The organism is Anaerofustis sp. NSJ-163 (assembly GCF_024135845.1).
GTDB lineage: Bacteria > Bacillota > Clostridia > Eubacteriales > Anaerofustaceae > Anaerofustis > Anaerofustis butyriciformans.
The window spans coordinates 178,057-198,893 of sequence record NZ_JAMYJV010000003.1 but is presented as its reverse complement, the minus strand read 5'-3'; the positions used below and the strand labels follow the sequence as shown (position 1 = coordinate 198,893).

At 28.7% G+C, this 20,837-nt stretch carries 20 protein-coding genes; 11 read left to right on the top strand and 9 right to left on the bottom strand.

Features of this window, described 5'->3' with window-relative positions; all coding sequences use genetic code 11:
- Window positions 1-89: 89 nt before the first annotated feature.
- Complete coding sequence (gene ilvC, locus M6G78_RS04380) at window positions 90-1,115, top strand: ketol-acid reductoisomerase (RefSeq protein ID WP_138268392.1); 1,026 nt, start codon at window positions 90-92, stop codon at window positions 1,113-1,115.
- A 28-nt stretch (window positions 1,116-1,143) separates the two neighbouring features.
- On the opposite strand, the gene M6G78_RS04375 is transcribed toward ilvC, so the two are convergent.
- Together M6G78_RS04375 and M6G78_RS04370 are read right to left on the bottom strand one after the other, a co-directional pair.
- On the bottom strand, window positions 1,144-1,626 hold the full coding sequence (locus tag M6G78_RS04375) for an HD domain-containing protein (protein ID WP_253229704.1): 483 nt from the start codon (window positions 1,624-1,626) through the stop codon (window positions 1,144-1,146).
- A 12-nt stretch (window positions 1,627-1,638) separates the two neighbouring features.
- The gene (locus M6G78_RS04370) at window positions 1,639-3,120 is read right to left on the bottom strand and encodes a replication initiation protein (protein ID WP_253229703.1); all 1,482 of its coding nucleotides are present in this window, start codon (window positions 3,118-3,120) and stop codon (window positions 1,639-1,641) included.
- Between the two features lie 1,190 nt (window positions 3,121-4,310).
- Between M6G78_RS04370 and plsX the strand changes: the two genes are divergently transcribed.
- The 5 genes from plsX (at window position 4,311) to ftsY (ending at window position 10,834) form a co-directional block, all read left to right on the top strand.
- A complete protein-coding gene (gene plsX / locus M6G78_RS04365) occupies window positions 4,311-5,297 on the top strand; it encodes a phosphate acyltransferase PlsX (protein WP_253229702.1) in 987 nt (328 codons plus the stop codon).
- Window positions 5,298-5,356: 59 nt separating this feature from the next.
- Window positions 5,357-5,581 (top strand): acyl carrier protein, encoded by a 225-nt coding sequence (gene acpP / locus M6G78_RS04360; RefSeq protein WP_138269261.1) that lies wholly within the window; start codon window positions 5,357-5,359, stop codon window positions 5,579-5,581.
- A gap of 91 nt (window positions 5,582-5,672) precedes the next feature.
- Window positions 5,673-6,362 (top strand): ribonuclease III, encoded by a 690-nt coding sequence (rnc, locus tag M6G78_RS04355; protein ID WP_138269260.1) that lies wholly within the window; start codon window positions 5,673-5,675, stop codon window positions 6,360-6,362.
- Window positions 6,363-6,372: 10 nt separating this feature from the next.
- Entirely contained in the window at window positions 6,373-9,951 is a 3,579-nt protein-coding gene (gene smc, locus M6G78_RS04350) for a chromosome segregation protein SMC (RefSeq protein ID WP_253229701.1), read from the top strand.
- On the top strand, window positions 9,938-10,834 hold the full coding sequence (gene ftsY / locus M6G78_RS04345; protein ID WP_253229700.1) for a signal recognition particle-docking protein FtsY: 897 nt from the start codon (window positions 9,938-9,940) through the stop codon (window positions 10,832-10,834). The genes smc and ftsY overlap by 14 nt, the downstream gene beginning before the upstream one ends.
- A 30-nt stretch (window positions 10,835-10,864) precedes the next feature.
- On the opposite strand, the gene M6G78_RS04340 is transcribed toward ftsY, so the two are convergent.
- The 5 genes from M6G78_RS04340 to M6G78_RS04320 form a co-directional block, all read right to left on the bottom strand.
- Window positions 10,865-12,037, bottom strand: a complete 1,173-nt coding sequence (locus tag M6G78_RS04340) for a LuxR C-terminal-related transcriptional regulator (protein ID WP_253229901.1) — start codon at window positions 12,035-12,037, stop codon at window positions 10,865-10,867.
- Between the two features lie 220 nt (window positions 12,038-12,257).
- Window positions 12,258-13,022, bottom strand: coding sequence for a hypothetical protein (locus M6G78_RS04335; protein ID WP_253229699.1), 765 nt, complete (start codon window positions 13,020-13,022; stop codon window positions 12,258-12,260).
- 84 nt (window positions 13,023-13,106) lie between these two features.
- Window positions 13,107-14,438 (bottom strand): HAMP domain-containing sensor histidine kinase, encoded by a 1,332-nt coding sequence (locus tag M6G78_RS04330; RefSeq protein WP_253229698.1) that lies wholly within the window; start codon window positions 14,436-14,438, stop codon window positions 13,107-13,109.
- Complete coding sequence (locus M6G78_RS04325; RefSeq protein ID WP_253229697.1) at window positions 14,438-15,109, bottom strand: response regulator transcription factor; 672 nt, start codon at window positions 15,107-15,109, stop codon at window positions 14,438-14,440. The genes M6G78_RS04330 and M6G78_RS04325 overlap by 1 nt, the downstream gene beginning before the upstream one ends.
- A 61-nt stretch (window positions 15,110-15,170) precedes the next feature.
- Window positions 15,171-15,818, bottom strand: a complete 648-nt coding sequence (locus M6G78_RS04320; RefSeq protein WP_253229696.1) for a DNA alkylation repair protein — start codon at window positions 15,816-15,818, stop codon at window positions 15,171-15,173.
- A 137-nt stretch (window positions 15,819-15,955) separates the two neighbouring features.
- Between M6G78_RS04320 and M6G78_RS04315 the strand changes: the two genes are divergently transcribed.
- The gene (locus M6G78_RS04315) at window positions 15,956-16,528 is read left to right on the top strand and encodes a DMT family transporter (protein ID WP_371922823.1); all 573 of its coding nucleotides are present in this window, start codon (window positions 15,956-15,958) and stop codon (window positions 16,526-16,528) included.
- Window positions 16,529-16,533: 5 nt separating this feature from the next.
- Window positions 16,534-16,827 carry an EamA family transporter gene (locus M6G78_RS10365; protein WP_371922822.1) on the top strand — a complete coding sequence of 98 codons (294 nt, stop codon included), beginning with the start codon at window positions 16,534-16,536 and terminating at the stop codon, window positions 16,825-16,827.
- A 26-nt stretch (window positions 16,828-16,853) separates the two neighbouring features.
- Here the strand turns inward: M6G78_RS10365 and M6G78_RS04310 are convergent, their stop codons facing one another.
- On the bottom strand, window positions 16,854-17,390 hold the full coding sequence (locus M6G78_RS04310; protein WP_138269251.1) for a stage V sporulation T C-terminal domain-containing protein: 537 nt from the start codon (window positions 17,388-17,390) through the stop codon (window positions 16,854-16,856).
- Window positions 17,391-17,572: 182 nt separating this feature from the next.
- On the opposite strand from M6G78_RS04310, the gene M6G78_RS04305 reads away from it, so the two are divergent.
- From M6G78_RS04305 to M6G78_RS04295, 3 genes are all read left to right on the top strand, one after another.
- Window positions 17,573-17,875, top strand: a complete 303-nt coding sequence (locus M6G78_RS04305) for a helix-turn-helix transcriptional regulator (RefSeq protein ID WP_138269250.1) — start codon at window positions 17,573-17,575, stop codon at window positions 17,873-17,875.
- Window positions 17,876-17,951: 76 nt separating this feature from the next.
- The gene (locus M6G78_RS04300) at window positions 17,952-18,959 is read left to right on the top strand and encodes a permease (RefSeq protein WP_207734421.1); all 1,008 of its coding nucleotides are present in this window, start codon (window positions 17,952-17,954) and stop codon (window positions 18,957-18,959) included.
- An 18-nt stretch (window positions 18,960-18,977) separates the two neighbouring features.
- Entirely contained in the window at window positions 18,978-19,295 is a 318-nt protein-coding gene (locus M6G78_RS04295; protein WP_138269248.1) for a thioredoxin family protein, read from the top strand.
- 86 nt (window positions 19,296-19,381) lie between these two features.
- Here M6G78_RS04295 and M6G78_RS04290 read toward each other — a convergent pair whose 3' ends face one another.
- Entirely contained in the window at window positions 19,382-20,767 is a 1,386-nt protein-coding gene (locus M6G78_RS04290; protein ID WP_138269247.1) for an MATE family efflux transporter, read from the bottom strand.
- Between the last annotated feature and the right edge of the window lie 70 nt (window positions 20,768-20,837).

Sequence of the window (20,837 nt, the reverse complement as noted above, 5' to 3'; positions counted from 1 at the left end):
GAAAAGTCTTGACAATATTAGGAATACCATTTAAAATAAACATCATACAAGTAATATAAAGTTGTCATACAAATACGGAGGTTTTTAAAATGAGTGATTTTAAAATATTTTATCAAGAAGATTGTAATCTAGGATTATTAGATGGTAAAACAATCGCTATTATCGGTTACGGTAGCCAAGGTCATGCACACGCATTAAACCTTAAAGAATCTGGATGTGACGTAATTGTTGGTCTATATGAAGGCTCAAAATCTTGGGCAAAAGCAGAACAACAAGGACTTAAAGTATATACAGCTGCAGAAGCTGCAAAAAAAGCTGATATCATCATGATTCTAATCAACGATGAAAAACAAGCTGACATGTATAAAAAAGATATCGAACCAAACTTAGAAGAAGGAAACATGTTAATGTTTGCTCATGGTTTCAATATCCACTTTGGATGTATCGTTCCACCTAAAAATGTCGATGTAACAATGATTGCACCTAAAGCTCCTGGTCATACAGTTCGTTCTGAATATCTAGAAGGAAAAGGTACTCCTTGCTTAATCGCTGTTGAACAAGATGCAACAGGCAAAGCTCAAGATATCGCACTTGCATATGCAGCAGGTATTGGTGGAGCAAGAGCAGGTGTTCTTGAAACAACATTCCGTATTGAAACAGAAACTGACTTATTCGGTGAACAAGCAGTACTTTGCGGTGGTTTATGCGAATTAATGCAAGCTGGATTCGAAACATTAGTTGAAGCTGGATATGACCCAAGAAATGCTTACTTTGAATGTATCCATGAAATGAAATTGATCGTTGACTTAATTTACCAATCAGGATTTGAAGGAATGAGATATTCTATTTCTAACACAGCTGAATATGGTGATTACATAACAGGAAAGAAAATCATCACAAAAGAAAGCAGAGAAGCTATGAAAAAAGTTCTTTCAGATATCCAAGATGGTTCATTTGCTAAAGAATTCTTACTTGATATGTCTGATGCAGGAAGACAAGTTCACTTCAGGGCTATGAGAAAATTAGCTGCTGAACATCCATCAGAAGAAGTAGGTAAAGAAATCCGTAAATTATACAGCTGGAATGACGAAAGCGATAAATTAATCAATAACTAAAAAAAAGCACCTAACGGTGCTTTTTTTTTTAATACATATTTTCTATAAAATTGATTCCCGTTTTTGTTTTAAATATTTTATTTTTAATATTTTCTATACTTTCCTTTTTTAAATTATCTTCATAAATATTAACAAGAAAATCTGCTTCTACCAAAATCTGATAATCAATCCCATCAATATTATCATAAGTATGATGATTACCTATTAAATAACATACTCTATCTATTACTTCCCTGTCATATCCAAATTTTTCAAGCATTTTTTCTGCTTCTTTTGGACCTTCTTTTTCCTGCAGCTTTCCGCTGCATTTACCATACTTTTCTTCGCTTACTTTTATTCCTATATCGTGTAAAATTGCTGCAGTTTCAAGAATAAATAAATCTTTTTTATCTATATTTTCAAGAATTCCTATTGTTTTTGCAAGAGAGTGTACCTTTATTAAATGCTGTATTCTCTTTGGGTCGTGTTTATTATATTCAATCATTGCTTTTATTAAAAGTTCTTCTTGCATTTTTATATCTCCTTAAGCTTTAGATAATTTTTTCTTTCTCATTTTCTTTTCTTTTTCATTTAAAGATACAATTTTGAAATATACATCTTCAAGGGTTGGATCAAGTATATCCATGCTTATTCCGTTTAAAAATTCCATTCCCTCTTTTATGTTCATTCCGCTATTACTAATATAATCTTTTATATAATTAACCTTTGAAGTTATATCTGTATAAACTTCAAAAAATTCATTTGACATAATATCCTTTTGTTTTATTCTGTCTCTTACGTTTAAGATAACATTTTCGTCTTCTTCATCTATGCTTACCATTATGTCATTACAGAATTTTAAAGCATTATCAAAAGATTTTCTTACATCTTTTCTCCAATTATTATAGATATCTTGTGCAGTATTTTCATTATCTGCAATATATTTATCAAATTTTGAAAGATAATCTATATACATATTATCCCCAAAGGATTCTGTTTCGGCATTAGTCATTATATAAGTTTGTTCTTCATGTTTTCCAAATAAACTTTCATATACGTTATATCCCTTTAAATATGTATTTTTAAGGCTTACGTCTATATAACTGAAAATATTTTTATTGGCAAGTTTTTTTGCTTTTTCGGAAACATAAAAAATCAAATATATATCATAATGTTCCTGCCAGTTTTTAAACATTTCTACTTTATTGTTTATATTTTTATCTTCATCTTTATCATAATTAATAAAATCAAGGAAATTATTGAATGTACTGTCGGTAACTGTATACTTCGCATTTTCAAGTAATTTTTTGCTTACTATGTTAAAAATGATTTTATCAATATTTCTTCCGCTTGTTCTTACCGGTATATACTCAACGTTTAAATCTGTTTTTTCGTTGATCTCTTCAAAAGCAGGTTTTAATACTCTCTCATTAAAATTTCTATAAGAAGAATATTTTCCTCCTTTTATATCATAAAAACTCTTTAGAGTATCGAGAGAAAAACTAACTTCTTGATTTCTTTGACATTTATATAAATTTGACTGACAAAGAAGATAAAGTTTCATTGTATATTTACATTTGAATCTTGAAATATATTCTTTAATAAATTTAAAGTAATAACCTCCCTTAGAATATATGTCCAAAAAGTACGGTTTCATTTTTTCAGAGAATTCAAAAATAAACTGTCCGTCTTTATAACTGCACTGAGAGAATAAATTCTTTTGAGTGTAGCTGTCGGTATCTAAATCCTTTATCATTATTTGTGCCGTAAGGGTTTTAGATGTAATATTCTCCTTTTCTCTGTAAAGATAATCTTTGTTTACGTTGTTTCTTTTTGCAAATTCACTAAGCCCTATTCTTATAACTGAAAAATCATCACTGTCAATATCGACTCTGGAAAGTGCTTCTATAAATAATTTCTGAGAAACCAAAGGCATATCATATCTTGCCTCGGCAACAACGTTAAGCATTGTAACCTGCGTTACAAAACTGTTTTCCAAATTGATTAAATCATTTTTTTCACTCATTCTAAATCCTCGATTATATCTTTACTACTTACTTTTTGTATACACTTCTAATACTTTACATTACTTGTCAAAAAATGTCAACAAAAACAACTTACTTTTTGTATACTTTTAACTTACTTTTTGTACCTTTTTTAAAAACGGAGAAAAAGCATACTTACTTTTTGTGTACACTTATTAAATTAATATCAAAAATAACTTACTTTTTGTACTCTTTTTAAATTTATTATAAAAATAACCTACTTTTTGTATACTTTTAACTTACTTTTTGTATCTATTATCAAAATTATTTTTAAAACAACTTACTTTTTGTATACATTTTAATACTCCTATATAACACAACTTACTTTTTGTACTTATTAACAAAAATTTTATAAATTTCACTTACTTTTTGTATACTTTTATCTTACTTTTTGTACTCTTTTTAAATTCGTTATAAAAACAGCTTACTTTTTGTACATTTTTAACTTACTTTTTGTAGTTTTTAATATTAATTTAAATAAAAATTGCTTACTTTTTGTATACACTTTAAAATATTTTTGTCTTATAAGAATGTAATATAAATATAAAATACTCTTTTTGTATGTTTATAATTAAATAAATTGTTAAAGTTTATTATAAATACAATCTATTTTATCCGTTTTATCGTTATTTTCCTAATTTGAAAGAGCATATTTCTATGTTTTTCAACTTAAAATGGCTTTTTTAAAGGGTTTTTTACGAAAAATGCCTACTTACTTTTTGTATTTAAAAGCCTTACTTTTTGTATCTTTATAGCTTACTTAAAGATTTTTTAAAAAGAATATTTTTATAATAAAAACTTACTTTTTGTAGTTATATAACTGATTTTTTGTAGTCTTATAGCTTACTTTTTGTATTCATTAAATTGTCGAAATACCTATTATAAAAGGATTTTTTGTTCCTTTAAATAATAAATACAGAGGAAGAATATAAATAACTAAGAAGATATTTAATATACCTCATATATATAAAAACCGGTGGTTATATGCTACTTTTTCACAATTTGTTGATAAGTTGTGGAAAACTTGATAACCTTAATAACACCTATAAAACACAGCTTATTTTTATTATGCATAAATATACATTATTAATGCATACTCACAATATAGAAAAGAAATTAAATTTATGATATAATTTATAGAATATAATTATAAAAAAAGAGGTATAAAAATATGATATACGTAGATGCTTTTGGCGGAGATTATGCACCTGATGCAATGGTAAAAGGTGCCGTACTTGCAGTAAAAGAATTTGATAGAGAAATAACTTTGGTAGGACACGAAGAAAAAATAAAAAAAGTATTTGAAGACAACAACTTAAGTATGGATAAAATAAGTATTATCCATGCTCCTGAAGAAATTACATGTCATGATGAAAGCGCACTTGCCATAAGAAGAAAAAAACAATCTTCACTGGTTGTTGCAGCAAACAAGATAAAAGAAGACCGTAACAGTGTCTTAGTTACAGCAGGAAGCACAGGTGCTGTTTTATCTGCGGGAGTTTTAGTAACAGGAAGAATAAAAGGGATAAAAAGGCCTGCCCTTGGTGCAGTGTTACCTGCAAGAAAGAAACCTGTACTTTTAATGGACTGCGGTGCAAATGCAGATTGTAACAGCGACTATATAGAACAATTCGCAACAATGTCAAGCATTTATATGGAAAACGTAATGGGAGTTAAAAACCCTAAAGTTGCTCTTGCAAACATAGGCTCAGAAGAAGAAAAAGGCGATAAACTATATAAGGAAATACATCAAATATTAAAAAACAACAAAGAAATCAACTTCGTAGGTAACGTTGAAGGAACTGAAATAATGAACAGCGACAACGACGTTATAGTATGTGATGGTTTTACGGGAAATATTATATTAAAAACAATTGAAGGTATGGGAAATTTAATGAAGGACATACTAAAAGATGTATTTTTAACAAATACAAAAACAAAATTAAGTTATGTTCTTGCAAAAAGCGTTTTAAACGAAGAATTAAGCAAACTTTCATCTAAAAAATACGGCGGTGCTCCCCTTCTTGGAGTAAACGGAGGAATAATAAAAGCTCATGGAAACTCAGATGAAATAGCTTTTAAAAACGCAATTAAACAAGCCATAAAATTTGAAGAAAACGAAGTTTTAGAAAAAATAAAAAATATCTATGCTAAATAGAAAATATATGATATAAGTATATATATAATATTAAGTAAATGTATGGAGGTTTATTGTAAATGATTTTTGAAAAAGTCAGAGACATTATTGTAAAGCAGTTAGAAGTAAGTGAAGAAGCCGTTACAATGGATACTTCTTTTACTGATGATTTGGACGTTGACTCTTTAACATTGATCGAATTAATAGCTGACTTCGAGGATGAATTCGGTATCGAAATAGAAGAAGATAAACTTGAAGATATGAAAACAGTTAAAGATGTTGTTGATTATTTAGAATCACTATAAAAATAAAAAAGGGCTCCGTAAAGGAGCCTTAAACTATTTAAAAAATTAAAGGAAACTTCTGTAATTTTTTACATGGTTTACGAGGGAGAAAATGGAAAATAAAATTTATAAATTGGAACAAAAACTTGGTTATACTTTTAACAATAAAGATTTAATTAAAGTTGCTCTTACACATTCATCAAAAAGCAATGAAAACAAAAATCTCGAAAACAACGAACGACTTGAGTTTTTGGGAGACGCTGTGCTTGATTTATGCGTGGGAGCATATCTTTATAATACACTAAAAAAAGATAAAGAAGGCGTTCTTACAAAACTTAGAGCATTAATCGTATGTGCGGATTCTTTATATATTGCAAGCGAAAAACTAGACCTTGGAGAATTTATTCTTCTTGGAAAAGGAGAAATGATAAGCGGAGGCAAATATAAGAAAAACATCATTGCAGACTGCTTTGAAGCTGTGCTTGGAGCAATATATTTAGACAGCGACTACGAAACAGTAAGCAAAATTGCTCTTAACCTTCTTTCTGACATAACAAAAAAGGCAATTGACGGAAAACTTACTTATGATTATAAAACCTTGCTTCAAGAATATATTCACTCAAAAAACATAAAAGACTTTTCTTATGAATTAGTTCAAATAAAAGGTCCGGAACACGATCAAGTATTTACTTCAAAAGTTGTAATAAACAACAAGGACATGGGTGAAGGGGACGGAAAAAACAAAAAAGAAAGCGAACAACACGCTGCTTTTGCTACACTAAAAAAATTAAAATTAATTTAGGCGGTAACAAATGTATTTAAAAAAAGTTGAAATATACGGCTTTAAATCCTTTGGACAGAAAGTCGAGATTTTATTTGACAATCCCGTAACGGGAATAGTAGGTCCAAACGGAAGCGGAAAAAGCAATATTGTAGATGCAATAAGATGGGTTTTAGGAGAGCAAAGAGTTAAATCCCTAAGAGGAGGAAAGATGGAAGATGTCATCTTTTCCGGAACTGAAGAAAAAAGAGCTCTCGGATATGCTTTTGTAAGCATAACAATAGACAACTCTTCGGGGATTTTACCAAGTGAATACAGCGAAGTAAATGTATCAAGAAGACTTTATCGTTCGGGAGAAAGTGAGTATTACATAAATAAAAACTCCGTAAGACTTAAAGACATTCAAGAACTTTTCATGGATACGGGTCTATCTAGAGAAGGATACTCAATAATTTCTCAAGGTAAAATAGAAAGCATTGTAAACAACTCTGCGGTAGAAAGAAAATTAATGATTGAAGAAGCCGTAGGGATAGTTAAATATAAAAGCAGAAAAAACGAAGCAATTAAAAAGCTTGATAAAACACAAAATAATCTATACAGAATTTTAGACATAATTTCAGAACTTGAAAAAAGAATTCCTACTTTAAAAAGAAATTCCAAAAAGGCAAGAGAATATATAAAATTAAGCAATGAACTTAAGGGAATAGAGCTTAATTTATTCGTTCATAAAGCAGACAAATACAAAGAAGAACTTTCAAAAATAGAAGAAGACGAAAAAATAATGAGAGATACTTTAACAAAACAAGAAGAGAGTATCTCTGTTTTGGATGAAAAATATTCTAAATTAAAACTTGAAGTAAATTCTTTTGATGAAGAAATAAACAACGCAAATAAAGAAATACACGACTTCATTTCAAATTACGAAAATTCTAAAGTTGAAGTTGAAGTAAATAAAAATAAAATATTAACTCATACAGAAAATATTAAAGCTTTAAAAGACGGTATTATAAAGCTTGAAGAAGAAAAAGAACAAGCAGTCTTATCTTTAAATGAAAATAAGGAAAATAAAGAAAAACAAGAAGAATTATTTACAAAATTGCAAGAAGAATTTTCTAAGTTAAAACAAGAAGTGGAAAGATTAAAAGGACTTTCAGACGAAACAGAAAGTGCAATCGAAAAAGAAAACATAAATCTTAAAACAAAAGAAAGGTTACTAAAAGATAAAGAAAGCCTTCTTGCAGACAGCTTTAACAGAATCGAAAACAATAAATTCATCATTACAAAACTTGAAGAAGAAAACAAAGAATTAAAGGTAGAAATAGAAGAACTTGAAAAACAGGACTTTACTTCAAATAACCTTAAAAACGAAGAAAAACTTGAAAAGCTCGACGATGAAAACAATAAGCTTTTAGAAGAAAGATATTTAATAGAAGAAGCAAAAGCTGATTATAAAGAAAATCTTCTTGAAAAATACAACAAAGTAAAACTTCTAAAAGGACAAAGAGACATTTTAACGGGATATGAAGAAAACAAGGAAGGTTATAAATTCGCAATCAAAAAACTTTTTGAATTTGCAAAAAACACAAGCCTTTCTGAGGAAGTCTACGGCACTTTAGGGGATCTTATTTCCGTACCCGATAAATATATGGATGCAATACAAAAATCCCTTACATCTACCGTTGAACACGTTGTAGTTAAAGATGAAAGCACAGCTGCAAGAGCAATTAAAGCTTTAAAAGAAAACAAGTGGGGAAGAATAACATTCCTACCTCATAACATAATAAAACCAAGAGAAATATATAACTTAAACTCTGTAATAACAAATGCAAAAGGATTTGAGGGTGTTGCAAGCGATATTGTAAAATATGATAAGAAGTTTGAAAATATCGTTAAAAATGCTCTTGGCACACTTCTTATATTTGATAATCTAAAAAATGCAAATGACTTTGCAAAAAAAAGCGCACATAAATATAAAATAGCAACTCTTGACGGAGAAGTTTTATTCCCGGGAGGAGCTTTGGTAGGTGGACAAAATAAAAACAATGACCGTTCACTTTTATCAAGAAAAAACGAAATCGAAAAACTAAACAAACAAATAAAAGAAGCGGTAAAAGATTATAACGAATACTTAAAACAAAGCGGTTCTTTTGATATTAAACTTAAAGAAAAAGATGAACAGTTAAAGTTAAAAGCTGATGAAATAAACGAACTTACTCTTATTATTAGCAAGGAAGAAGACAAGAACAGAGAAGCTGAAGAAAATCTTGAAAAGAAAATAAAAACATTTGAAGAAAACAAGAAAAGAATAGAAAACTTAAAGACTTCAGATGAAAAAATCCTTCTTATGAACGAACAATCAAAAGAAGAAATTGAGCAATTAAATAAAGAAATTGAAGAAAAGAAAGATGAAATATCAAAGATAGGTCTTGGTTTATATAAAGATAAATATCTTGATATGGCAACAAAACTAAATAAAGAAGAAATTAATCTTTATAAACAAGAAGAAAAATTAAATAGAATAAATACAGCTATTTTTGAACTTAACAAAAACATTCAAAATATTGAACTTAGCACATCAGAAAGTTTAAAAGAAATTGAAGAAAACGAAGAAAATATTTCTTTATTAAACGAAGAAATAAATAAGGCTAAAGAGCTTGATAAAGATTATGATGAACTAAAGAAAAACTTAGACGACAAATATGCTTCTTTAATAGAAAAGAAAAAACAATCAAATGAAGAGTTTGAAGAAGTTAACCACAACTTAAAAAATCTTCAAGAAGAAAGATATCGTTTAAGCGAGCAAATACAAAAGCTTGAAAATAAAAAAGACAAAACAAATCTTGAAATGGATTATCTTCAAAAAGGAATAATAGAAGATTATAACCTAACATACGCACAAGCACTTGAATATAAAAAGCCTATTGAAAATATGCTTGAAACTGAAACAACAGTAAAGGACTTAAAAGCAAGCATAAAAAAACTGGGAAACATCAATGTTGAATCCATAGAAGAATATAAAGAAGTAAAAGAAAGATTTGAATTTTTAAGTGAACAGAAAGATGACCTTGAAGATTCAAAAGGAGAACTTCTACACATAATAAAAGACATGAACTCTAAAATCGAAGAAAGATTTTTAAGAGAATTTAACAACATAAACAAAGAATTTGAAGAAGTATTCAAGCAGTTATTCAACGGAGGAAACGCAAAGCTTATTTTAACAAATCCCGATGATATAATGGAAAGCGGAATAGATATTGTCGCTTCTCCTCCAAAAACAAAACTTAAAAACATTTCTTCTCTATCAGGTGGAGAAAAATCCATGACTGCAATAGCTTTGATATTTGCAATACTTAAATTAAAACCTGCACCATTCTGTGTTCTTGACGAAATCGACGCAGCACTTGACGATGCAAATGTTGCAAGGTTCTGCAAATATTTAAAATCAATAATTAAAGACAACCAATTTATTGTTGTAACTCACAGAAAAATAACCATGAGCATAGCCGACGTACTTTACGGAGCAACCATGGGAAGTGAAGGTATAACAAAAATCGTAAGCGTAAAATTAAAAGATATACATGAAGGCGGTGAAATAAATGTCAAAAGATAAATATAATAAAGGACTTGATAAAACAAAAAAAAGTTTACTATCAAAGTTAAAAGATGTATTTTCATCAAACAAAATAGATGATGATTTATATGAAGAGCTAATTGAAGTTCTTATTTTAAGCGATATTCCTTTTAATGTAAGCGAAGAAATAATCGAAAACGTAAAGGAAAATGCCACTAAAAAAGATGTAAAAGACATAAACAAACTACATGATTTAATTAAAGAAGAAATTAAAAACAGACTAAAATTAAATCTTTGGGATAAAGAAATTAAAAAACCCGCTTTAATACTTTTCATTGGAGTAAACGGTGCGGGAAAAACAACAACAATAGCAAAACTTGCAAATAAATTCTTAAAAGAGGATAAAAAAGTAATTTTAGCGGCAGCAGATACTTTCAGAGCAGCAGCAAGCGAACAGCTTGCAACTTGGGCAGAAAGACTAAACGTTCCAATCGTAAAAAGTAAACAAGGGCAAGATCCGGCAAGTGTAATTTATGACTGCCTTGATTCTGCAAAAGCAAAAAATATGGATATAATTCTTGCAGACAGCGCAGGAAGACTTCAAAACAAAAAGAATTTAATGGATGAACTTAACAAAATTTACAGAGTCTGCGATAAATTCAAAGGCGATTATAATTTATATACAATTCTTGTTTTAGATGCGGGAGCAGGACAAAACAGTGTAATTCAAGCACAAAGCTTTAATGAAAGTGCCAAGGTTGATGGTATAATAATGACAAAACTTGACGGAAGCGCAAAAGGTGGAGTAATAGTTTCATTAGCCGGAGAAGATAAACCGCCTATGTGGTATGTGGGTCTTGGAGAAGGACTTGAAGATTTAGAAGAATTTGATGTTGATGATTTTGTAGATGCAATAATATAAAATAAAAACTCTGCTAAATGCAGAGTTTTTTTAATCCAACATATATTTTTTTAAATCCTGACGTTGATTTATTCCAAGCTTTTGAAAAGCGGAAGACATATACTGTTTTACGGTATTGGCAGATATATTCATATGTTCTCCTATCTCTTGATTTGTCCACCCTCTTGCAGCAAGCATTGCAGCCGCAAATTCCGTAGTGGTTAAATTATCCGCAACATCTCTTCCTGTTATCGGATTATGTACTTTTCTCCATCCTTCTGAAAAACGATAAGTAATATCTATTATTCTTTTAAAATCATCAGGCCAGTCTTTCTTTATTACAGCCTCAAGCATCCCTCCAAGAAGTCCATGATGTTCCCCAAAAGCTTCGATTAAATCATCAGGTCTAGCTAAATCCCAAGCGGCAAGAAGATGTTTTTGTGCTTTTTTTACATTTTTTATGCTCATATAATCCATAACTGCAACTAAATGTAAATATATAGAAGAAATAGGATATGTTTCTTTTTGCAATGCAATAGCAGTTTCCACTATACCGATGCTTCTTTCATATTCTCCCTGTAAATATCTATAATGAGCATGAACATATAGCGCAAACATTCTAAGTCCTTCAGGAAGAAAATTAATATATTCTTTCATTGGCGGTATTTCATTTGGAAGAGGAAGATGTAATAAAATCGCTGCTGCCGTGGCAATAAATGCACTTGCATCTTTTAATATTGGAATATCCTTTTTACTTGAAGCTATTTTTTTAAGCATGGAAAGAGCATATTGAGTATTTTTAACATTACCCAAAGAAAGATTTGAATAAGCATAAATCAGATAAGCAGAAAGTTTTAAAGATAAATTATTGCTGTTTAAATACATCTCGGATTCTTTTGCCGCTTTATCTGCTTGTCCGCTAAAATAATAATATTCGCATAAAGCAATATTTTTCTTATCTTCGTTTTCTATGCTGTTTATATAATCTATGCATTTACCCGGCTTAAAAGGAGTGTTCATAAGAGGCATAAGCATGGAAGTATCTATAAATCCGCTTTTGATATTCACTGCTTTTTTAATTATTTTTTCAGGTTTGGTAGCATTTTTTGGTATTACCCACGATTTACCGTCTTTTCTCGCTCCTTTAATTCTGCCGTCAAAACAATATCTTTGAACCATTCTAACGGATACATTCCAAATATTTGCCGCTTCTTTTACCGTCATATAATCCACTGCGTAATCCTCCGAAAAAAATATATCAAAAATGATTTCTGTCTTTATAAAATAGCTTATTAAATTTATATTTATTCATAATTATGTTTAAATATATTATATTAATTTTTTTTATTTTTTTCAATATCTGATTTATTAAAATATGTAAAATAAAAAACCTTATGTAATAAAATACATAAGGTTTTTATATACTCCACTGTAACCAATCAAATTAATCATCGTAAGCCGTAAAACTTCCTTTTATTGTTTCATAAGAATTGCTTCCGCTTTCTTTAACTCCATGTATTTCATATGTATATTTTTTCCCTTGTTTTAAGTTTTTGTCAAGGAACAATTCAATATCGTCTTCGTCGCATATGATTCTTGAATTTTTACTTGAATAAGCATTGCCGTTTGAATCTTTGATGATAATATAAGCATCTGATTTTAATTCGATAAATTTATCAAAGTCGAATGATACTTCTTTATCTTCTCTGTCAAAGTCAACTTCCTTAACTTTTAAGCTTGATTTTGAGTTATTAGATGTTTCTTTTGTTTTTTCAGTTTCAAAAGTTACTTTTAAATTTGTATAAGAATTATCATTATTCGCTTTTATGCCTTGAATGTCAGCTGTATAACTTGTTCCGTCTTTAATACCTTCAACATAAATTTCTAAATCGTCATCATCCTTATCAATAATCTTTGCACTATAACTGTTACCGCTACTGTCTGTAAGTGAAGTTATACTTGCATTATTATCCCACATAACTTTTGTTGTAAAATGAATATCTATTATATTTTTATTGTCATCATCTTGTTTAACTGAACTTACTTCTATTAATGATGTATTTTCATCTGCTAAGTTTGTAGAATTTGTACTTGGTTGTTCAAATGGATTTTCCATATAATTCATACCTAAATCTTTTGCAAATACACTTGCACCTACTAAAGCAATACCTACTATTGTTACCATAATTAAAACTGTTCTTTTTTTCATTTTTCTTTCCTCCCATTTTTTTTCGTTCTCTTCTTTTTTCTACCTAAATGATAGGAAAGAAAAATTAAAGTAAAATTAAAGAATTTATTTTTTTAAAATTATTTTAAAAGTAGTTCCAACATTTTCTTTGCTTGTAACAGTTATTTTACCGCCCATTTTTTCTATTATGGTTTTTACCATTGATAAACCAAGTCCAAGACTATTCTCATTATCTCTTGAAGGATTAACCTGATAAAATCTGTTCCAAATTTTATCTATGTTCTCACTGCTTATTCCAATTCCGTTATCTTCAACTGTGCATATTACTTCTTTATCTGTTTCATATGCATTTATATTAACATACCCGTTTTCTTTTCCGTATTTTATGGCATTCGATACAAGGTTTATAAAAACTCTCATTATCAAAACCGTATCAGAATATATGTTTATATCCTCATTTATGTCCATATTTAACTTTATGTTTTTATCCTCTGCCTTTATTTCCATTTCTTCCAAAACGCTCTCAATAAGTTCGTTTAAATTGATTTTTTCTCTTTGTATTTTTATTCTGTTAAAATCAAATCTTGTAAACATGAGAAGCTGAGATATTAAAGAAGAAAGTTTTTCGCCCTGTTCTTTTATAATTTCAAGAGCTTCTCGTTGCTCTTTTTCGCTTCCTTCATATAAGGCATAATCACAAGATGCAAGTATTACGGAAACAGGTGTTCTAAGCTCGTGAGAAGCATCAGAAGTGAATTTTTTTTCATTTTCAAATGATCTTTCAAGCCTTTCAAACATTGCATCAAAAGTATCTGCCATTATGCTTATTTCATTTTTTGATTTTGTTTTTAAATTTATTCTTTTTGATAAATCATCTCCGTTTGAAATGTTAACCGCCGTTTCAACAATTTTATCAATAGGTGATAAAGTCCTTTTTGTTATAAAATATCCAACCACTGATGAAACAATAAGAATTATCGGTATTAATAGTATAAATATTGTCATCAAAAAAGTGTTTAACGTTTGGAGTGTAGAAATTGAAATATATCCTCTTACAAATACTCCGTCAATATTTGTCATCTTATCATATACATACCAGTTATTGGACTCTCCGTCATATTCATTTACGCCATCATTAAATGAAACTCCATTTATATCTGAAGGAACATTACCTCTAAGAAGCTCATTATTTCTATATATTGCTATTTCTACTCCATCTTTGTAAAATTCAAAATCATCGTCAAAAATTTCATCATAGCCTTCTTCATTTATTTCCTGAACACATTCATTAATTTCATTTTGCAGAGTCTGTTTTAATGTAACATTGGTAAATCCGTCCATACTTACGGATAAAAATGCCAAAGTAAAAATAAGTATAAGGGCTATTACAAATATATACCAAAAATTAAGTTTAGTCTTTAGTGATAAATTTCTCATTATTCTTCCTTTAAAACATATCCTATATTTCTTTTTGTATGAATAAGTTTCTTTTCATATCCTGTATCCATTTTTTTTCTTAAATATCTTATATATACATCAACCATATTTGAAGCACCTTCGTACTCATAATTCCATACGTTTTGTTCAATTTGTTCTCTTGATAAAATCATCCCTTTGTTTTTTATAAGAAATACGAGTATTCCATATTCTCTTGAAGAAAGCTCAATCTCTTTTCCTGCTCTTTTTACGGTTTTACTGTTACAATCAACTTCCAAATCCGCTACTTTATAAACATTGGTTTTGTTTTTTGTATTTCTTCTGGTTACTGCATAAATCCTTGCAATAAGCTCGGAAAAAGAAAATGGTTTTACCATATAATCATCTGCCCCAAGATTAAGCCCCGTTACTATATCTTCCGTAGAATCCATTGCGGTTAGTGCTATTATATAAGTTTCAATTCCCTTATCTCTTATTCTTCTTATAACATCAAAACCGTTAATTTTTGGTATCATAATATCTAAAATCACAACATCATAATCGGTATTTTCAATGTAATAAACAGCGTCTTCGCCGTCAAAACAACTATCCACACTATATTTTTCTGCTTTTAACCTTTTAACGATCAAATTATTAAGGTTTTTTTCATCTTCAACAACAAGAATTCTCATAATTTTCTCCTTTCTTTTTTATTATTTATGCTACTTTTTTAAAATTAAAGTCAGATTAAAATTATAAATATTTGCTTGCTTCTTTAATGCTTAAATTAGACATTTTATCTTTGTATTTATTAATAAAATTACTTACCCACTCTTTATTAGTCTTTGAATAATCCCTTAAAGCCCAGCCTATTGCTTTGTTTATAAAAAATTCGTCACTTCCAAAATTATTTACTATTATTTTTTCCAAAAGTTTGGTGTTTGTTTTTTCTTTTCTATGTAACTGATGAATTATGCTTACTCTTCTAATCCATATATTATTATCCTTGCTCCAGCTTATAAGAATTTCATTTATATCCTCATACTTTAATGCCATATCCGCAATAAGCTTATATATCATATCGCTTGTGTCCCACCATGATTTTGTAACTATAAGATTTTTTATGAAAGGAACATCTTCATTTGTTAAATATCTCTTTTTATTTATTAAATAATCAATGGCAAAATATTGAAGCTCTCTATTAGAATCTCCATAACATTTATTTACAAAATCATAATCAATATATTCTTTGTTTTTTATTTCTTTAAAATATTCTCTTTCGATTTTTTTTAGTTCAGGTTTGTTTATACCTAAAAAATCAAATTTATTTTTCATATACTTAGCCATATTAACGGCATTTTCTTCATCTCTTTTTTCATATAAAACTTCAAAAATATCCATGATTTTCTCCTTAAATATTTATATAACAATATTAACACATAAATAAAAACATGAAACATTATATTAAATTATTAAATTGAAATAAGAAATAAATTAATGTAGAATATTAAACGCATAAATAAAGAAAGGCTTTAAAAATGGAAAATAATAAAAAATTAGGACATCTTCTTGCAATATTTACAATAATGATATGGTCGACAACTTTTGTATCAACCAAAATACTTTTAAGAACTTTTACCCCTATGGAAATTTTATTCTATAGATTTACTTTAGGGTTTTTGTTTTTATTTCTTATGTATCCAAAAAGACTTAAACTTAAGGATAGAAAAGAAGAAATATATTTTATCTTTGCAGGTCTTACGGGAGTAAGCTTATATTATCTTTTGGAAAACATGGCCCTTACTTATTCCAATGCTTCAAACATAGGTGTTCTTGTTTCCATAGCTCCGTTTTTTACGGGAATGCTTTCTTGGATTATATTAAAAGAAAAAATAAATAAAAACTTTTTATACGGCTTTATTATAGCAATGACTGGAATTATTTTAATAAGCATAAAAGATATGAGCGGAGTAAAAGTATATCCTATAGGAGATATACTTGCTATTATTGCAGCTTTAGTATGGGCTTTTTATTCTCTATTAAGCAGAAAAATATCAACTTTTGGATACAATATGATTGCGTCAACCAGAAGAATGTTTTTTATGGGTTGATTTTTATGATATTAATGCTTCCGTTTTTTGATTTTACCTTTGATTTAACTTTATTTAATTCAAAAGTATTAATATTTAATATTTTATTTTTAGGACTTTGTGCCTGTGCCCTTTGCTTTGTAACTTGGAATATATCAATAAAAATCTTGGGAACGGTAAAAACCAGTGCTTACATTTATATAACACCGGTAATAACAATTATTGCCTCGTTTATAATATTAAAAGAACCTATAACTCCTGTTATGATTATAGGAACGATACTGGTTTTATCGGGACTGTTTTTAAGCGAGAAAAAATAAAAAAAGAACACATTTTGTGTTCTTTTTTATTGCTCCATTTGCTTTCCTAAAAATATTGAACCTGTTTTTGCAAGCAGACTTGCCTGTTCAACGGAAATATTTTTGTCTTTACTTAAAAGTACTATGGCTCCTATTGGATCTCCGTTTGCAACAATAGGGGAGATAACTTCATATTTATGTTCGTTTTTTTTGTCCTTTACTATATCCACTTCTCCGTTTAAGGAAGTAACAAGCTGTCTTTTTGAAATTATCTTATCTAAATCTTTGCTTATTTTTTTATCCATAAGCTCTTTTTTGTCTCCCGTTGAAGCTGCAACTATATTTTCTCTGTCACAAATTACGCTTGTTATTTTTGCACTTAAAAATAGACTGTCTACATATTCCTGAGCAAAGCTTGAGAGTTCTCCTACCATGGAATATTTTTTTAATATTACTTCTCCGCTGTTATCTGTATATATTTCCAAAGGATCTCCTTCTCTTATTCTTAAAGTTCTTCTTATTTCTTTCGGTATTACAACTCTACCCAAATCGTCAATTCTTCTTACAATACCTGTCGCTTTCATTACTATCTCCTTTATAATATTTTCATATATATTTTTTCTAATTTTAGAAATTTTATACTTTTTATCCTTAATTAAACATAAAATAATATATACATATCAAACAAAATTGATATATTTATTGACAGTATATAAAAAAAATTATATTATACTCATATCAAAATATTTTGATATGAGGTAATAATATGGAAGACTATTCAAAAGATGTAAAAATTTTTAAAGCATTATGCGATGAAAAAAGATTAAAAATAATAGATTTATTAAAAAACGGAGAGAAATGTGCTTGTGTTTTAATAGATAAAATGGATATAGGGCAGTCTTCTCTTTCATATCATATGAAAATATTATGTGAATCAGGCATTGTTCAAAGCAGACAAGATGGTAAATGGACACATTACAAATTAAGTAAACTAGGAAGTGAACATGCAATAAAAAGACTTAGAGAAATAACAATGGAAAATGAAAACACTACGAATTGCTGTAAATAGTCATCTAAAAGATGACTTTTATTTTAAGCAACATATCAAAATTTTTTGATATGAAAAAATTATAAGGAGAATTAATATGATTCAGTCAGTATTATTATTTATTCAAAATCAAATTCTTTCAATGAAATGGTTAAATTCATTAATAGGAAACTTTCTTATTCTTTTTGGAATTAATTTAAATGGAAGAATGGGTGGAAGCCTTCAGTTTTTTATTTATGACGTTATAAAAATAACTATACTACTTTGTACTTTAATTTTTATTATTTCATACATTCAAAGCTATTTCCCACCTGAAAGAAGTAAAAAAATACTCGGAAAATTTAAGGGAATAAGAGCAAATATAATTTCTGCCTTACTTGGAACCGTTACTCCTTTCTGCTCATGCTCTTCAATACCTTTATTTATGGGCTTTACATCAGCAGGACTTCCTCTTGGAGTTACATTTTCTTTTTTAATATCATCTCCAATGGTAGACCTTGGAAGTTTGGTTTTGCTTATGAGCATTTTCGGTTATAAAGTTGCAATTTTTTATGTAATTATAGGACTTATTCTTGCAGTTATTGGAGGAAGCATAATTGAAAAAATGCACATGGAAGAATACGTTGAAGATTTTATTAAAAATGCAAAAAGCATCAACGTAAAAATTCCTAACCGCTCGAAAAAACAAAGAATAATGTTTGCAAAAAATCAAATGACATCTACATTTAAGAAAGTATTTCCTTATATATTAATAGGTGTTGGAATAGGGGCAATAATTCATAACTGGATACCTGAAGATATAATAACCGGCATACTTGGAAGCGACAATCCTTTTGGTGTAATTCTTGCAACTTTGGTAGGAGTACCTATGTATGCAGATATATTCGGAACAATTCCAATAGCAGAAGCACTTTTATCAAAAGGAGCACTTCTTGGAACAATTCTTTCTTTTATGATGGCAGTTACAACACTAAGCCTACCTTCAATAATAATGCTTAAAAAAGCCGTTAAACCAAAACTTCTTATATTGTTTATATCAATTTGTACTTTTGGAATTATTTTAATAGGCTATATATTTAACTATATGCAAGGATTTTTAATATAAAAATTAAAGGAGAGAAAAATGAAAATATTAAAAAAATCATGTGGATGCAGTACTTGTAAATGTGAAAATAATGATAATAATGAAGAAAAAACAAATGGGCAAATTAAAATATTAGGCTCTGGATGTAAGAACTGTATTAATCTTGAAAATAATGTTTTAAAAGCTTTAGAAGAACTTAACATAGATATGAATGTTTTACATGTTAAAGACTTTGTTGAAATTTCAAATTACGGCGTAATGTCTACACCTGCCCTTGTTATAAATGAACAAGTTGTATCACAAGGAAAAGTATTATCAAAAAAAGAAGTAGAAGATATTTTAAAAGAAATAATATAAAAAGAAATAATTTTAAACAGTAAAATATTATTATAAAAATATAATAATCAATCATATAAAAAAGAAAGACATAAAAGTCTTTCTTTTTAATTTGTACTAAGTTTAATTTCCTTATTCTTTATTATTTTTAATTCTTTAGATACAACTGCAGTTGTTGTTATAAAAGCAATAAAATCCGCAACGGGAGCAGCAAAAAGTATACCGTTAAGTCCAAAGAATAAAGGAAGAATTATTATTAAAGGAATAAGGAATATTACCTGTCTTGTCATTGATAATATAAGCCCTTTTATAGGTTTTCCTATAGCAGCAAAGAAATTTGATGATATAAGCTGAACACCATTTAATACAACCATAAATAAAAATGTTCTCATAAACTTAACCGCAAATTCATAGTAAAGGGCATCTCCCGAACCGAATATTGAAATAATTTGATTTGGGAAAAATTGAAAGGCTATAAAACCTATAAAAGATACTACAAGATTACAAAGTATTGCAAGTTTATAAACGCTTATTACTCTGTCGTATTTTTCTGCCCCATAATTAAAACCTACTATAGGTTGAGTTCCTTGAGAAATTCCTATGATTACTGCAAGTAAAATTGCGTTTGTTTTCATTACTATACCGCAGGCAGCAAGAGGAATTTCCATTCCATATATTGATCTCGCACCGTAAAATGTAAGGGAATTATTTAAAACTATTTGTACAAAAGTAATCGCCACTTGGTTTAAACTGTTACTCATACCAAGAGAAGCAATTTTAACGCATTCTTTAAAATGAAGCCCAAAACAATCTCTTGTTAAATGTACGTGCTTGAAATTTTTTATATATAATATTGCCATAACAAAAGAGAATACTTGGCCTATTACTGTAGCAATTGCCGCACCTGCAACTCCCATATTAAATACAAAAATGAATATAGGGTCTAAAATTGTGTTTACAATAGCACCTGCAAGCATACACATCATTGAATATTTAGGACTTCCATCTGCTCTTGCAAGATTGCTCATACCATTTATTACAACAAGAAGCGGCATACCAAGAGCAGTTATTCTTGTATAAGATATGGCATAAGGCATTACTTGTGTTGTAGCACCAAAAGCTTTAAGCAAAATAACTAAAAATATTTCAATTAAAAATGCATAAAGTATACCGAAAACAAACATCATTGAAATTGCACTACCAACAACTTTTGCGGCCTTTTCTTTTTCTCCTGCACCAAGACGAAGAGAAAATCTTGAAGCTCCTCCGACTCCTATTAAAAGAGCTATTGCAAGGCAGATAGTTGTTAAAGGATATGCAACGTTCGTTGCGGCATTACCCAGATAACCAACACCTTGACCTATGAAAATTTGGTCAACAATGTTATAAAGAGAACTAACAATCATCGCTATTATACTTGGAATTGCAAAACCTTTTAAGAGTTTTGGAATTTTTTCATACCCAAGAGGATTAGCGGTATTGATACTTTCCATATCACACCTCCAAATGAAAATAACAATAAAACAAATAACTTTCTTATTTGCCAAAATATATAGAAAAATA